Source organism: Haemophilus haemolyticus (genome assembly GCF_003493605.1).
Lineage (GTDB): Bacteria > Pseudomonadota > Gammaproteobacteria > Enterobacterales > Pasteurellaceae > Haemophilus > Haemophilus haemolyticus_J.
Map to the genome: position 1 here is coordinate 30417 of NZ_QQKA01000013.1, position 15167 is coordinate 45583.

Below are 15167 nucleotides of genomic sequence, written 5' to 3' on the forward strand. Positions count from 1 at the left end.
CGTTTTTTTATTGTAAATTAATGGTTTAGCTCTTTTCTTGTAGGAAAAGTTAAGGGAAAATTTTCCGTATTTTTAAATGTAAAAAAGTGCGGCTAATTTTAACCGCACTTTGGTATTTTTCAATAGAATGAATTAACCAGCGACCTGTTTTTCGCGGATTTCAGCTAACGTTTTGCAATCAATGCAAAGATCTGCTGTTGGGCGTGCTTCCAAACGACGGATACCGATTTCCTCTCCGCAACAATCGCAGTAACCGAAATCATCGGTATCAAGTTTTTTCAAGGTTGCTTCGATTTTTTTCATTAGTTTGCGTTCGCGATCACGATTACGCAATTCTAGACTAAATTCCTCTTCCTGAGTTGCTCGGTCTGCGGGATCGGGGAAATTGGTCACTTCATCCTGCATATGTGCAACGGTGCGAGAAGCTTCTTCCACGATTTGTTCGTGCCAAGCATTAAGAATTTTTCTGAAATGAAGAATTTGCTCTTCATTCATATATTCTTCATCTTTTTTCATTTGATAAGGCTTAACGCCTGCTAAATCTAGCAAGCTCAATGACGCTCTTGACATTTCTCACTCCTAATACATACAGAATTTAAGCGTGGACTTCACGACTTCCTGTCTTGTTATTTTAGTTTGTTCCTGACAGCTTTTTAGGAACCCAATTTTTGCGGGCGGTATAAATATCAGAAGTTGTTTGTTTTAGCAAGTAAATTTTCCTGAAAAATTTATTTTTACGATACAGATCGCAAAATTTGAAGCAATCGTTTGCATATTTAAATAAAACTAGCCTAGGCTTAGAGATATTATGATTAATCTTTTACAAAAATGAAATTAAACTTAATAACTTTAGCTGTCTTGTTAATTGTTGCGGATTTAACCTTGTTATTTCTACCGCAACCGTTGCTATTGTCTTGGCAAGTTGCTCTCGTTATTGCGCTTGCTTTGATTTTTCTTTTTATTTTTTTCCATAGAAACGTTTTAGTTTATCTTGCCTTTTTTGTTGTTTCTCTAGGTTATACACACCATTCGGCACTTAGCTTGTTACAACAGGCTCAAAGTATTACCGCTCAAAAACAAGTGGTGACTTTTGAGATTCAAGAAATTTTGCACCAACAGGATTATCAAACGCTTATCGCCACAGCAACATTGGCGGATAACTTACAAGAGCAACGAATTTTTTTAAATTGGAAAGCAAAAGAGGTGCCTCAACTATCGGAAATTTGGCAAGCTGAAATTTCTTTACGTCCCCTTTCTGCGCGATTAAATTTTGGTGGATTTGATCGGCAACAATGGTATTTTTCAAAGGGGATTAACGCTGTTGGAACCGTAAAAAGTGCGGCGAAAATTGCTGATGTTTCATCATTGCGTGCAGAAAAATTGCAACAAGTGAGAAAGCAAACGGAAGGGTTATCACTACAAGGTTTATTGATTGCGTTAGCTTTTGGCGAACGGGCTTGGTTAGATAAAACCACTTGGTCAATTTACCAACAAACCAATACCGCACATCTTATTGCTATTTCTGGTTTACATATTGGGTTGGCTATGGGAATTGGATTTTACTTGTCGCGTGTTGTGCAAGTATTTTTCCCAACCCGTTTTATTCATCCTTATTTTCCTTTAGTTTTTGGTGTTTTATTTGCTTTAATTTATGCGTATTTGGCTGGTTTTAGTGTGCCAACTTTTCGTGCCATTTCAGCACTTGTTTTCGTTTTCTTTGTTCAAATAATAAGGCGACATTATTCGCCCATTCAGCTTTTTACGGTGGTTGTTGCTTTTTTGATTTTTTGCGATCCATTAATGCCGCTTTCGGTTAGTTTTTGGCTTTCTTGTGGGGCAGTTGGTTGTTTGATCCTCTGGTATCGTTATGTGCCTTTTTCTCTTTTTCAATGGAAAAATCGTCCCTTTCCCCCAAAAGTGCGGTGGATTTTGAGTTTATTTCATTTGCAATTGGGGTTATTGCTCTTTTTTACGCCTTTGCAACTTTTTCTATTTAATGGCTTATCGCTGAGTGGATTTTTAGCCAATCTTATCGCCGTTCCAATTTATAGTTTTTTCCTTGTGCCATTAATTTTATTTGCCGTTTTTACCAACGGCACAATGTTTTCTTGGCAACTTGCAAATAGGTTAGCCGAAGGAATCACTTGGTTAATTTCTGTTTTTCAAGGAAATTGGCTCACGGTTTCATTTAATTTAGCATTGGTTTTAACCGCACTTTGTAGCGGAATCTTTATGTTAATTATTTGGCGTATTTATCGAGAACCAGAGGCTTCATCATCAACTTGGAAAATTAAACGAGCAAGATTTTTTACATTGAATCTCAGTAAACCTTTGCTAAAAAATGAACGAATCAACGTTTTGATATGTTCTTTCGGCATTATTCTTATGTGTTTTATGATTTTGTTGTTTAAACAATTGAGCAAACCAACTTGGCAGGTAGATACTTTAGATGTGGGGCAGGGCTTGGCAACGCTGATTGTGAAAAATGGCAAAGGGATTCTTTATGATACGGGTTCTTCTTGGCGAGGTGGAAGTATGGCTGAGTTGGAAATTTTGCCTTATTTACAAAGAGAAGGGATTGTTTTGGAAAAATTGATTTTAAGCCACGACGATAACGATCACGCAGGTGGTGCTTCGACAATTTTAAAGGCGTATCCCAATGTGGAATTTATTACCCCGTCGCAAAAAAATTATGGGGAAAATTACCACACTTTTTGTACTGCTGGACGTGATTGGGATTGGCAAGGGTTACATTTTCAAATACTTTCTCCTCACAACGTTGTGACACGAGCTGATAATCCTCATTCTTGTGTAATTTTAGTCGATGATGGAAAGCATCGAGTTTTGCTGACTGGCGATGCTGAAGCAAAAAATGAACAAATTTTTGCCCGCACTTTAGGCAAAATTGATGTGTTGCAAGTGGGGCATCATGGAAGTAAGACATCGACAAGTGAATACTTACTTTCTCAGGTTCGACCAGATGTAGCGGTTATTTCTAGTGGGCGTTGGAATCCGTGGAAATTCCCCCATTATTCGGTTATAGAAAGGCTTCATCACTATAAAAGTGCGGTAGAAAATACCGCTGTTTCAGGGCAAGTGAGGGTAAATTTTTTTCAAGATCGATTAGAAATCCAACAAGTACGCACAGAATTTTCCCCTTGGTATGCGCGTGTAATTGGATTATCGAAGGAATAAAAGGTACAATGCGCGCAATTTTTACTATTAGATAGCGATTATGCAAGAGCAAAAATTACAAGAAAATGATTTTTCAACCTTACAAACTTTTAAACGTTTGTGGCCAACAATTAAACCTTTTAAAGCGGGGCTTATTGTTTCTGGTGTTGCGTTGGTTTTTAATGCGTTGGCTGATTCAGGTTTGATTTATTTGTTAAAACCGTTGTTGGACGATGGATTTGGCAAGGCAGACCATTCATTTTTGAAAATTATGGCTTTTGTCGTTGTTGGAATGATTATTTTACGTGGCATTACCAACTTTATTTCTAATTATTGTTTGGCGTGGGTATCAGGCAAAGTTGTGATGACAATGCGTCGCCGCTTGTTTAAACATTTAATGTTTATGCCAGTGAGTTTCTTTGATAGAAATTCAACAGGTAAATTACTTTCTCGCATCACTTATGATTCTGAGATGATTGCAAGTTCTTCTTCAGGATCTTTGATTACCATTGTGCGAGAGGGAGCATATATTATTTCTCTATTGGCAGTAATGTTTTACACAAGCTGGGAATTAACCCTTGTTTTATTTGTTATCGGGCCAGTTATTGCGGTATTGATCACTATCGTGTCAAAAATTTTCCGTAAATTGAGTAAGAATTTACAAGATTCAATGGGAGAATTAACTGCAACGACCGAGCAAATGCTGAAAGGACATAAAGTCGTGCTTTCTTTTGGTGGTCAGCTTGTCGAGGAAGAACGTTTTAATAAAGTGAGTAACAATATGCGTCGTAAAGGTATGAAAATGGTTACCGCAGATTCCATTTCCGACCCTGTTGTGCAGATTATTGCTTCTCTTGCTTTAGCTGCTGTATTGTTTTTAGCTACCACGCCATTAATTGCGGAAGATAATTTGAGTGCAGGTTCTTTTACGGTAGTTTTTTCATCTATGTTGGCAATGATGCGTCCATTAAAATCTTTAACCAACGTAAACTCTCAATTCCAGCGTGGAATGGCAGCCTGTCAAACGCTATTTGCCATTTTAGACTTAGATCCAGAAAAAGATAACGGTACTTATAAAGCTGAACCCGCGAAAGGCGAATTAGAATTTAAAAATGTGAGTTTTGCATATCAAGGAAAAGAGGAACTTGCATTAAATAATATTTCTTTTAGCGTGCCTGCAGGAAAAACCGTAGCTCTAGTGGGACGTTCTGGATCGGGCAAATCAACCATTGCTAATTTAGTGACACGTTTTTACGATATTGAGCAAGGCGAGATTTTACTGGATGGCGTGAATATCCAAGATTATCGTTTATCTAATTTACGCGAAAACTGCGCTGTGGTTTCTCAACAAGTCCATTTATTTAACGATACCATTGCGAATAATATTGCTTATGCAGCGCAGGATAAGTATTCTCGCGAAGAAATTATCGCTGCAGCAAAAGCGGCTTATGCTTTAGAGTTTATTGAAAAATTACCGCAAGGTTTTGATACGGTAATTGGCGAAAATGGTGCTAGCCTATCAGGTGGGCAACGTCAGCGTTTAGCGATTGCTCGTGCTTTATTGCGTAATTCTCCAGTATTAATTTTAGATGAAGCCACATCTGCACTAGATACGGAATCTGAACGCGCCATCCAATCTGCATTAGAGGAATTAAAGAAAGATCGCACGGTTGTTGTGATTGCCCATCGATTATCTACTATTGAAAATGCGGATGAAATTCTTGTGATTGATCATGGAGAAATTTGTGAGCGTGGCAACCATAAAACATTGCTTGAACAAAATGGTGCTTATAAACAGCTACACAGTATGCAGTTTAGTGGCTAATTTATTAATTATCGAAAACGCGAGTTGAAAAACTCGCGTTATTTTATCCGCACTTATTAGAAAGGATTTTCTATGCCCTTCTGGTATTCCAATTCCAAACTTATTTGGCTCTTATCGCCTTTTTCTTTATTGTTTTGGCTGATTAGCCAAATTCGTCGCGCCTTATTCTCTTTGGGGATAAAATCTTCTTATCGCGCACCAAAACCAGTGATAATTGTGGGAAATTTGTCTGTGGGTGGAAATGGCAAAACGCCCGTGGTGGTGTGGCTTGTGGAAGAATTAAAAAAACGAGGTTTGCGCGTAGGTGTGATTTCTCGTGGTTACGGCAGCAAATCTAAAACTTATCCATTATTCGTCACTGAAAATACGCGTCCAATTGAAGGTGGCGATGAGCCTGTATTGATTGCTAAACGCACCAATGCGCCAGTTGTGATTTCTCCGAATCGGCAGCAAGCGATTGAATTACTCTTAAGCCAAACAGAATGCGATATTATTATTTCTGACGATGGTTTACAGCATTATCAATTACAGCGTGATTTAGAAATTGTCGTAATGGACGCAGAGCGTGCATTGGGAAATGGTTTTGTATTGCCTGCAGGCCCATTGCGTGAATTACCAAGTCGATTAAAATCCGTAGATTTTGTGATCACTAATGGTGGAAAAAATCAGTATTCAGATGCGGTTATGCGTCTTGTGCCTCATTTCGCGATTAATTTAAAAACCAATGAAAAACGCCAATTAAAGGAATTTCAATCAGGTGTTGCCATCGCAGGGATTGGCAATCCACAGCGTTTTTTCACTATGTTAGAAAACTTAGGGATTCAGTTACAGCGAACGCAAGCATTTCAAGATCATCAACATTTTGAAGCTTCTCAATTAGAAAAATTTGCTGAAAATCAACCGCTCTTTATGACGGAAAAAGATGCCGTAAAATGTCAATCTTTTGCCAACGATAATTGGTGGTATGTCCCTGTGGATGCAGAGATTATTGAGGCTGAAAAACAATGTGAAAATTTACCGCACTTTTGGGACAAAATAGACAAACTTGTGGCGCAATATAGAAATGGCTGAAAGAATTAATTCTCCGTTGTTTGAAGTGATTGTTTATCGATAAAGCCGAAATATTAAAGAATAAGGAATAAATTATGTCATTTACCGTGATCATCCCCGCTCGTTTTGCATCAAGTCGTTTGCCAGGAAAACCGCTTGCTGATATTGCGGGTAAGCCAATGATTCAACATGTATTTGAGAAAGCACTGCAGTCTGGGTCGAACCGAGTGATTGTTGCTACCGATAATGAAAATGTGGCTGATGTTGCCAAAAGTTTTGGAGCGGAAGTGTGTATGACTTCGGTTAATCATAATTCTGGTACAGAACGTTTAGCGGAAGTGGTAGAAAAATTAGCGATTCCTGACAATGAAATCATTGTCAATATCCAAGGCGATGAGCCTTTGATTCCCCCCGTTATCGTGCGACAAGTGGCAGATAATTTAGCAAAATTTAATGTAAATATGGCAAGCCTTGCGGTAAAAATTCACGATGCCGAGGAATTATTCAATCCAAATGCAGTGAAAGTGTTAACAGATAAAGAGGGCTATGTACTGTATTTTTCCCGTTCGGTTATTCCTTACGATCGTGATCAGTTTATGAATTTGCAGGATGTTCAGAAAGTACAGCTTGCGGACGCTTACTTACGTCATATTGGCATTTACGCATATCGTGCGGGGTTCATAAAACAATATGTGCAATGGGCACCGACTCAACTTGAAAATCTAGAAAAACTTGAGCAGCTTCGCGTGTTATATAACGGCGAACGTATTCACGTAGAACTTGCGAAAGAAGTGCCTGCAGTGGGGGTGGATACCGCTGAAGATTTGGAAAAAGTGCGGGCAATTTTAGCGGCTAATTAAAATGTTTGATGCTAAAAAGTTCTTAGCGGATGTCTCTCACGAACCTGGTGTTTATCGTATGTATGACGATAAGGATCAGGTTATTTATGTTGGGAAAGCAAAGGATCTAAAAAAACGTCTTTCAAGCTATTTTCGTAAAAATCTGAGCAGTAAAAAAACAGAGGCGTTGGTTGCGTCAATTCATCATATTGACACCACGCTAACTTCATCTGAAACGGAAGCTTTACTGCTAGAGCATAATTTCATCAAGCTTTATCAGCCTCGCTATAACGTATTATTGCGTGATGATAAATCCTATCCATTTATTTTATTAACCAAAGAACGCCATCCAAGAATCACTTCTTATCGAGGGTCTAAAAAATTTGCGGGTGAATATTTCGGGCCATATCCTCACGCTGGAGCCGTGCGTGAAACGTTATCGCTTTTGCAAAAACTTTTCCCTGTTCGTCAATGTGAAAATTCCGTTTATTCCAACCGCTCTCGTCCTTGTTTGCAATATCAAATTGGGCGTTGTTCCGCACCTTGTGTTCAGGGATATGTTTCCGATGAAGAATATAATCAACAAGTTGAATTAGCGCGCTTATTTTTGCAAGGCAAAGATCAACAGGTGTTAGATTATTTAATTGGTAAAATGGAGCAGGCAAGCAGAAATTTAGATTTTGAACAGGCGGCTCGTTATCGCGATCAAATTCAGGCGGTGCGTTCGGTTATTGAAAAACAATTTGTATCCAATGAACGTTTAGATGATATGGATATTATGTCCATCGCTTACCAACACGGTTTAGCCTGTGTACAAGTGATGTTTATTCGTCAAGGAAAAGTGCTAGGCAATCGCAGTTACTTCCCAAAAGTCCCCGCCAATACGGATTTATCGGAACTTACCGAAACTTTTGTGGGGCAATTTTATTTACAAGGTCATCAAGGACGAAGTATCCCGAATAGTATTATTGTGGATCGTCAATTAGCTGAAAAATCAGAGCTTGAGCAACTTCTTACGGATCAAGCTGGCAGAAAAGTGACGATTCAAGAAAGCGTAAAAGGCGATAAGAGTAAATATTTACAGCTCGCACAAGTTAATGCTAAAGCGGCTTTAAATGTACAACTTAAACAATCTTCACGAATGTCAGAGCGTTATCAAGCGTTGTGTGATCTGTTAAATCTCCCTGAAATTAAGCGTATGGAATGCTTCGATATAAGCCACACGATGGGAAATCAAACGGTCGCATCTTGTGTTGTTTTTAATCAAGAAGGCCCACTGAAATCTGATTATCGTCGTTTTAATATTGAAGGCATTACTGGTGGGGATGATTATGCAGCAATGGAACAAGCGTTGCAGAAACGTTATGAGCGTGATTTAGAAGAAGATAAAATTCCCGATATTATTTTTATTGATGGTGGAAAAGGGCAATTGAATCGTGCGCTGAACGTGTTCCAACATCTTCAAGTAAAATGGAATAAAAATAGACCGCACTTAATTGGCGTGGCAAAAGGTGTGGATCGTCGAGCAGGGCAGGAAGTACTGATCATCAGCAAACAAGACCGCGAAATTCATTTACCTGATGATAGTTTGGCATTGCATTTGATTCAACACATCCGTGATGAAAGCCATAATCACGCAATAAGCGGACACCGTAAAAAACGTCAAAAAGCCTTTACACAAAGTGGTTTAGAAACCATTGAAGGTGTGGGCGCTAAACGTCGTCAGGCTTTACTGAAATATCTTGGTGGTTTACAAGGTGTGAAAAAGGCGACCTTAGATGAAATAGCCTCTGTGCCTGGAATTTCCCTTAAACTTGCCGAAACGATTTTTGAAACGCTTAAAAACGACTAATCAATCATTTCTCAAATGTAAATAACGATTGCTTTTCATCATAAAGCCATTATGATCCGCACTTTCGGATTTATTTAACTCTATTATAGGAAAAATTATGTTTGAATGGATTACCGATCCTGAAGCGTGGATATCACTTGCGACACTTGCTGCTTTGGAGATCGTTTTAGGGGTCGATAATATTATTTTTATTAGTATCCTAGTTGGGCGTTTACCTGAAAGCCAACGCCAGTCTGGTCGTATTGTTGGACTTGGTTTAGCAATGCTAACAAGAATTTTGCTTTTAATGTCACTGGCGTGGATGATGAAACTTACTGCACCGTTATTTACTGTGTTTAATCAAGAAATTTCTGGGCGTGATTTGATTTTATTAATCGGTGGTTTATTCCTGATTGTAAAAAGTTCAGGCGAAATTAAAGAAGCAATCAATCATCAAGACCATCATGAATCGGAAAGAAAAAATAAAGTGAGTTATCTTGGCGTATTAATTCAAATTGCAGTGCTAGATATTGTGTTTTCTTTAGATTCCGTGATTACAGCCGTAGGTATGGCAAGCCACCTTCCTGTGATGATTTTGGCGATTATTATTGCCGTGGGTGTGATGATGTTTGCAGCAAAACCAATCGGCGATTTTGTGGATACACACCCAACGTTGAAAATTCTAGCTTTAGCCTTCTTGGTTTTAGTGGGAATTAGTTTAATTGCAGAAAGTTTAGATATTCACATCCCGAAAGGTTATATCTATTTTGCAATGGGATTCTCTGTTGTAGTCGAAATGATCAATATTCGAATGAGAAGATTGATGAAATAAATTAGAAGTGCGGTCTATGTAGACCGTATTTTTTTCGATTAAGCTTTTTTCAAAAACTCAGATTTCAACATGATTTTGCCGCAATCGACATTATGATCGCCATTTACTAAGCGGATGTTTTTGAATTTTGTACCTTTTTTCAATACTTCTGATGAACCTTTTAATTTTAAATCTTTAATTAAAAGTACATCATCACCATCCGTAAGCAAATTCCCATTGCTGTCTTTTACGATTAGTTGATCGTCATCTGATTCTTGAATTTCATTATTATCCCATTCATTACCGCAATCAGGGCAAACAAAATTAATTGAATCGTGGTAAACGTATTCACTTTGACATTTTGGGCAATTAGGCATTTGATCCATTGGGTTTTCCTTCTTGATTACATATAATAGGCGCGCGAGTATAGCAAAAAAGATCTCTTTCGCCAAAGCGTGAAAGTTTTTGATAAATTTTTAAGGAAAATGTATGAAAAAACAAATTCTTGCCTTAGTTTGTGGCGTGATGTTTAGTAGCTCAACTTGGGCACACAATTTGCAATTAGAGCAATCTTTACCATCGGTCAAAGTGAGTGAGTATGGTGAAATTGTACTTTCTGGAAAAGATACCGCGTTTCAACCTTGGGGTTCTGCGGAATTAGCGGGTAAAGTGCGTGTTGTACATCATTTAGCAGGTAGAACTGCAGCAAAAGAGAAAAATCAGCCAATGATTGATGCGATAAAAGCATCCCATTTTAATCCTGTAAAATACCAAACAACGACTATTATTAATGCGGATGATGCGATTGTTGGTACAGGTATATTTGTAAAAAATAGTGCGCAAAAAGGTAAACAAGAAAATCCACATAGCCAAGTTGTGTTAGATGATAAAAGTGCGGTAAAAAATGCTTGGGGATTAAATCCTAAAGATAGTGTAATTATCGTGTTAGACAAAACGGGAAAAGTAAAATTTGTGAAAGAAGGAAAATTGTCTGATAGTGATATTCAGGCTGTTATTTCACTGGTGAATGGATTAACTAAATAACGTAATACAAAGTAAAAATCCCTAGGTCTTGAGACTTAGGGATTTTTTAATTCTGATGGCGGAGGAATAGGGATTCGAACCCTAGGAGGGCGTAAACCCTCGCCGGTTTTCAAGACCGGTGCCTTCAACCACTCGACCATTCCTCCGTGATTGATGGGCGTAGTATAATGAATATTTTATTGATGTAAATAGAAATTTGATGATTTAACTTTAGATGATGATAATTTATTCATTTTGATGAAATTAATTCCATTAATAGCATTGACTTTTTTATCCTTAGCCCTTACTTTACTGAAGACTTTTTATTTATTTTACAAGGAGCTTTTATGCAATCACGTCTTATTGTGGATGCTCAAAAAGAATCGTTACTCAGCACACATAAAGTGTTGCGTAACACGTATTTTTTACTGGGATTAACAATGGCATTTTCAGCAGTTGTTGCGTTTATTTCAATGAGCTTAAACTTGCCATATCCAAATATTATTGTGTTATTGGTTGGCTTTTATGGCTTACTTTTCTTAACCAATAAATTAGCTGATCGCCCTGTTGGTATTTTGGCTGCCTTTGCTTTCACTGGATTTATGGGATACACCATCGGGCCAATTTTAAATATGTATGTGGCACGTGGAATGGAAGATTTGATTATGCTTGCATTCGCGGGAACTGCTATCGTATTTTTCGCGTGTTCCGCTTATGTATTGACCACGAAAAAAGATATGTCATTCTTATCTAGTGCAATGTTCGCATTATTTATTGTGCTATTGCTTGGTATGGTGGCAAGTTTCTTCTTCCAAATTCCTGCGTTATCAGTCGCAATTAGTGCATTATTTGTTGTGTTCTCAACAATGACCATTTTGTATGAAACCAGTAATATTATTCACGGTGGAGAAACAAATTACATTCGAGCAACCGTGAACATCTATGTTTCAATCTACAATTTATTCTTGAGTTTATTAAGATTACTTTCTATCTTTTCAAGTGATGAATAATGATTGAATTTTGACTTTATGACCCCACTATTTAGTGGGGTTATTTTTTGGAATAGGCAATGGAAAAACAAATTTTTGAACACGTAGTCAATGTTGAGGAAGAACAATATCAGCCTAAGCAAGAGTTTCATAATGTGGAAACAAAGTTAGATGAAGCGTTAGACGGAGAGTTACTTGATGCTCAGCTTGAACAGGCATTGAAACCAAAATCCAGTTTTGGAAAAACGGTATTAAAATTTACCGCACTTTTATTTGGCACGGCGACGATAGCCCAATCCGTGCAGTGGATTTGGGATAGCTATCAACAACATCAATGGATTTATCTTGCTTTTGCTTTAGTCAGTTTAATTGTCATTTTATTGGGTATTAAAGAGATTATTGGTGAGTGGCGACGTTTAGTTCGTTTAAAAAAACGTGAGCAATTGCAACAACAAAGTCAGCAGATTTGGTTAGAAAGTGCGGTAAAAAATAGTGATGTTTTTTCTGTTCATAACGTAGAAAAAAGTAAAGTTCTTTGCTTAGATATTGCAAAATCTCTACGTTTGGAAAATGATTCTCCAGCGGTAATTCAATGGCAACACCAATTAAATGAAGCTTATTCAGCGCAAGAAATTACGCATTTATTCAGTCGTAATGTTTTGTCTTCTTTTGATGTACAAGCTAAAAAATTGATTAGTAAAATGGCCGCTGAATCAGCTGTGATTGTCGCGATTAGTCCACTTGCTGTAGTGGATATGTTTTTTATTGCGTGGCGAAATCTTCGATTAATGAATAAGATTGCTGAAATTTATGGGATTGAATTAGGGTATTTTTCACGTATTCGATTGTTAAGAATGGTATTGGTCAATATTGCTTTTGCTGGGGCAACTGAAGTGGCACAAGATATTGGAATGGATTGGCTTTCTCAAGATGTGACAGCAAAACTTTCTGCGCGTATAGCTCAAGGAATCGGTGTGGGATTGCTCACTGCTAGATTAGGCGTGAAAGCAATGGAGCTTTGTCGCCCATTAGCATTTCAATTAAATGAAAAACCAAAGCTCTCACATATTCAACAGGAATTACTTAGCTCGGTGAAAGATATTGTTCTCGGTAAAAATAAAATTTACAAAAAGGAGCAAGTCTGATGAAAATCGAGGTTGTTTATCAACATAGCGATTTTATTATTATCAATAAGCCTGAAGGTATTAGCGTTCATAAAGATCAAGAAGAACAAGGCTTAACAAAACTTGTTGCAAAACAACTGAATGTGCCTCAAGTATGGTTAGTTCATCGCTTGGATAAAGTGACGTCGGGGCTATTAATTTTGGCGCTGAATGCTGAAAGTGCGGCTGAATTTTCACGACTTTTTTCTGAACATAAAATTCATAAAACGTATCTGGCATTAAGTAACCAAAAGCCTAAAAAGAAACAAGGTTTGATTATCGGGGATATGAAGAAATCCAGAGATGGCGCATGGAAACTTTGCCAAACAAAAGACAATCCCGCAATTACGCGTTTTGCAAGTGTAAGTTGTGAGCCTAATTTACGTTTATTTATTTTAAAACCACAAACGGGAAAAACGCATCAATTACGTGTTGCCATGAAAAGTTTAGGTAGCCCGATTTTAGGCGATGGACTTTATGGTAAAAACACTGAAAAAATTGACCGCACTTATTTGCATGCTGCCCAATTGGAATTTGATTATTTGAATGATTTTATTTCGGTAACTTGTTTACCCTCTCAAGGTCAATTTTGGATTAAATCCAGTGTGTTTGAGCAAATTAAGGCTTATCTGGCAAAGCCGTTTTTATCAAAATAGAAATCTCTGTATAATAAAGACAATTTTACTCTTTAATAGGAACAAAAATGAAATTTATCTCTTTTAATATAAATGGTTTACGTGCTCGACCACATCAACTTGAAGCCATTATTGAAAGATATCAGCCAGATGTAATCGGCTTGCAAGAAATTAAAGTCGCTGATGAGGCTTTTCCTTATGAAATTACAGAAAACTTAGGTTATCACGTATTTCATCACGGTCAGAAAGGTCACTATGGCGTAGCATTACTGACTAAACAAGAACCTAAAGCGGTTCGTCGAGGTTTTTCAACAGACAATGAAGATGCGCAAAAACGCATTATTATGGCTGATCTTGAAACTGAATTTGGTTTGTTGACCGTAATTAATGGCTATTTCCCTCAAGGGGAAAGCCGTGCGCACGAGACTAAATTTCCTGCTAAAGAGAAATTTTATGCAGATCTTCAACAGTATTTAGAAAAAGAACACGACAAATCGAATCCTATTTTAATTATGGGTGATATGAATATTAGCCCAAGTGATTTAGATATTGGTATCGGAGATGAAAATCGTAAACGTTGGTTACGCACGGGTAAGTGTTCTTTCTTACCCGAAGAAAGAGAGTGGTATCAACGTTTGTACGATTACGGATTGGAAGATAGTTTCCGTAAGCTTAACCCAACAGCAAATGATAAATTCTCGTGGTTTGATTACCGTTCTAAAGGTTTTGATGATAATCGAGGTTTACGAATTGATCATATTTTAGTAAGTCAAAAATTGGCTGAACGCTGTGTCGATGTGGGCATTGCACTAGATATTCGAGCAATGGAAAAACCTTCTGATCACGCACCGATTTGGGCTGAATTTAAATAGGAAAGCGAAATGGATATGGCAAATTGGCAGAATTATCGTTCTACCGTGAACGGTATGCCTGCCGTGTTTACCGCAAATATTGAAGATGTTGAAAAATATCATGGTAAAGATCTCGATAAAATAGTGCAATTCACAATCGCTTATAAGGCAGATGATGAAACAGGTTTGCCCTCAGAAGTTGAATACGATAAGTTAATTAATCGTGTATTTAAAATTCTGGCGCAATTAACCGCACTTCCGAATGTATTTTTTGCCGGACATTTTATTTGTAATTCTCAAGCTAAAATGCATTTTTACTGTGAGCATGAAAATCTTCTTGTAGAAACTTTACAACAAATTGATTTTGTTAAAGATATTAATGTACAAAAGGATTTAAGTTGGGATACTTATTTTGACTTTTTGCTTGCTTCCCCATTAGAGATTAAATTAAATGCAACGGAAGAGTTACTTGATTTGCTGAAAAATAAAGGTCGTGATTTAAGTGATACCTATCTGGTGGAGCATAGTTTTCATTTTGATGAAGAAGAAAAAATGTTCCCTTTTATGGATGAGCTTAGTTTAGGGGATTATTCTTTCACGACATTACAATATTCTGCACAAGCTATTCAGTTTAATGAAGAGGATGAACCTTATTTCTTAGTAAAATTAGAGCAAGAAATTTCATTAGATAATGGTGAAATTTTTGAACAAGTAGAACGTTTTGAAAAACTTGCTGGTCAATTTGCGGGAGAGTATATCGGCTGGGAATGTGATTCTTTGATGGATTCTAATAAACAGTTGAATTAGTTTTTTAGATACTCGTAAGTCATAAAAAAAGAGAGATATTTATGATCTGCACCCCAAAAGTTGGACTAAATAACCAACTCACTAAGGTGCAGATTTTTTATGACCAAATACAATTTTCTTTTCAAGCAACAAGTCATCGAATTTTATCTTCAAAATGGTAAAAATAGTT

General features: G+C 37.3%; 14 protein-coding genes and 1 tRNA gene. 12 read left to right on the plus strand and 3 right to left on the minus strand.

Annotated elements, in window-relative coordinates:
* Positions 1 to 132: 132 nt before the first annotated feature.
* Entirely contained in the window at positions 133 to 570 is a 438-nt protein-coding gene (gene dksA, locus DV424_RS08400) for an RNA polymerase-binding protein DksA (protein ID WP_005630220.1), read from the minus strand.
* A 258-nt stretch (positions 571 to 828) separates the two neighbouring features.
* Here dksA and DV424_RS08405 point away from each other — a divergent pair, with 258 nt between their 5' ends.
* From DV424_RS08405 to DV424_RS08430, 6 genes are all read left to right on the plus strand, one after another.
* Positions 829 to 3195, plus strand: coding sequence for a DNA internalization-related competence protein ComEC/Rec2 (locus DV424_RS08405; RefSeq protein ID WP_118859701.1), 2367 nt, complete (start codon positions 829 to 831; stop codon positions 3193 to 3195).
* A 40-nt stretch (positions 3196 to 3235) separates the two neighbouring features.
* A complete protein-coding gene (msbA, locus tag DV424_RS08410) occupies positions 3236 to 4999 on the plus strand; it encodes a lipid A ABC transporter ATP-binding protein/permease MsbA (protein ID WP_118859702.1) in 1764 nt (587 codons plus the stop codon).
* Positions 5000 to 5071: 72 nt separating this feature from the next.
* Positions 5072 to 6070, plus strand: coding sequence for a tetraacyldisaccharide 4'-kinase (gene lpxK / locus DV424_RS08415; protein ID WP_118859703.1), 999 nt, complete (start codon positions 5072 to 5074; stop codon positions 6068 to 6070).
* 74 nt (positions 6071 to 6144) lie between these two features.
* Positions 6145 to 6909, plus strand: coding sequence for a 3-deoxy-manno-octulosonate cytidylyltransferase (kdsB, locus tag DV424_RS08420; RefSeq protein WP_118859704.1), 765 nt, complete (start codon positions 6145 to 6147; stop codon positions 6907 to 6909).
* A 1-nt stretch (position 6910) separates the two neighbouring features.
* Positions 6911 to 8740 carry an excinuclease ABC subunit UvrC gene (gene uvrC, locus DV424_RS08425; RefSeq protein WP_118859705.1) on the plus strand — a complete coding sequence of 610 codons (1830 nt, stop codon included), beginning with the start codon at positions 6911 to 6913 and terminating at the stop codon, positions 8738 to 8740.
* Positions 8741 to 8837: 97 nt separating this feature from the next.
* Entirely contained in the window at positions 8838 to 9551 is a 714-nt protein-coding gene (locus DV424_RS08430) for a TerC family protein (RefSeq protein WP_009766779.1), read from the plus strand.
* Between the two features lie 38 nt (positions 9552 to 9589).
* On the opposite strand, the gene DV424_RS08435 is transcribed toward DV424_RS08430, so the two are convergent.
* Positions 9590 to 9916, minus strand: a complete 327-nt coding sequence (locus DV424_RS08435; RefSeq protein ID WP_005689896.1) for a zinc ribbon domain-containing protein YjdM — start codon at positions 9914 to 9916, stop codon at positions 9590 to 9592.
* A gap of 103 nt (positions 9917 to 10019) precedes the next feature.
* On the opposite strand from DV424_RS08435, the gene DV424_RS08440 reads away from it, so the two are divergent.
* Complete coding sequence (locus DV424_RS08440) at positions 10020 to 10574, plus strand: YtfJ family protein (RefSeq protein ID WP_118859706.1); 555 nt, start codon at positions 10020 to 10022, stop codon at positions 10572 to 10574.
* A gap of 56 nt (positions 10575 to 10630) precedes the next feature.
* Here DV424_RS08440 and DV424_RS08445 read toward each other — a convergent pair.
* Positions 10631 to 10720, minus strand: a tRNA-Ser gene (locus tag DV424_RS08445).
* Between the two features lie 180 nt (positions 10721 to 10900).
* On the opposite strand from DV424_RS08445, the gene DV424_RS08450 reads away from it, so the two are divergent.
* Genes DV424_RS08450 through DV424_RS08470 form a run of 5 tightly spaced genes read left to right on the plus strand, consistent with a single transcriptional unit; the run spans position 10901 to position 14998 of the window.
* The gene (locus DV424_RS08450) at positions 10901 to 11563 is read left to right on the plus strand and encodes a Bax inhibitor-1 family protein (RefSeq protein WP_105886224.1); all 663 of its coding nucleotides are present in this window, start codon (positions 10901 to 10903) and stop codon (positions 11561 to 11563) included.
* A 59-nt stretch (positions 11564 to 11622) separates the two neighbouring features.
* On the plus strand, positions 11623 to 12687 hold the full coding sequence (locus tag DV424_RS08455) for a YcjF family protein (protein ID WP_118859707.1): 1065 nt from the start codon (positions 11623 to 11625) through the stop codon (positions 12685 to 12687).
* A complete protein-coding gene (locus tag DV424_RS08460) occupies positions 12687 to 13361 on the plus strand; it encodes a TIGR01621 family pseudouridine synthase (protein ID WP_118859708.1) in 675 nt (224 codons plus the stop codon). The genes DV424_RS08455 and DV424_RS08460 overlap by 1 nt, the downstream gene beginning before the upstream one ends.
* A gap of 47 nt (positions 13362 to 13408) precedes the next feature.
* Positions 13409 to 14212, plus strand: coding sequence for an exodeoxyribonuclease III (xthA, locus tag DV424_RS08465; protein ID WP_118859709.1), 804 nt, complete (start codon positions 13409 to 13411; stop codon positions 14210 to 14212).
* 9 nt (positions 14213 to 14221) lie between these two features.
* Positions 14222 to 14998: a TIGR01619 family protein gene (locus tag DV424_RS08470; protein ID WP_118859710.1), complete on the plus strand. Its 777-nt coding sequence runs from the start codon at positions 14222 to 14224 to the stop codon at positions 14996 to 14998.
* Positions 14999 to 15167 lie beyond the last annotated feature (169 nt).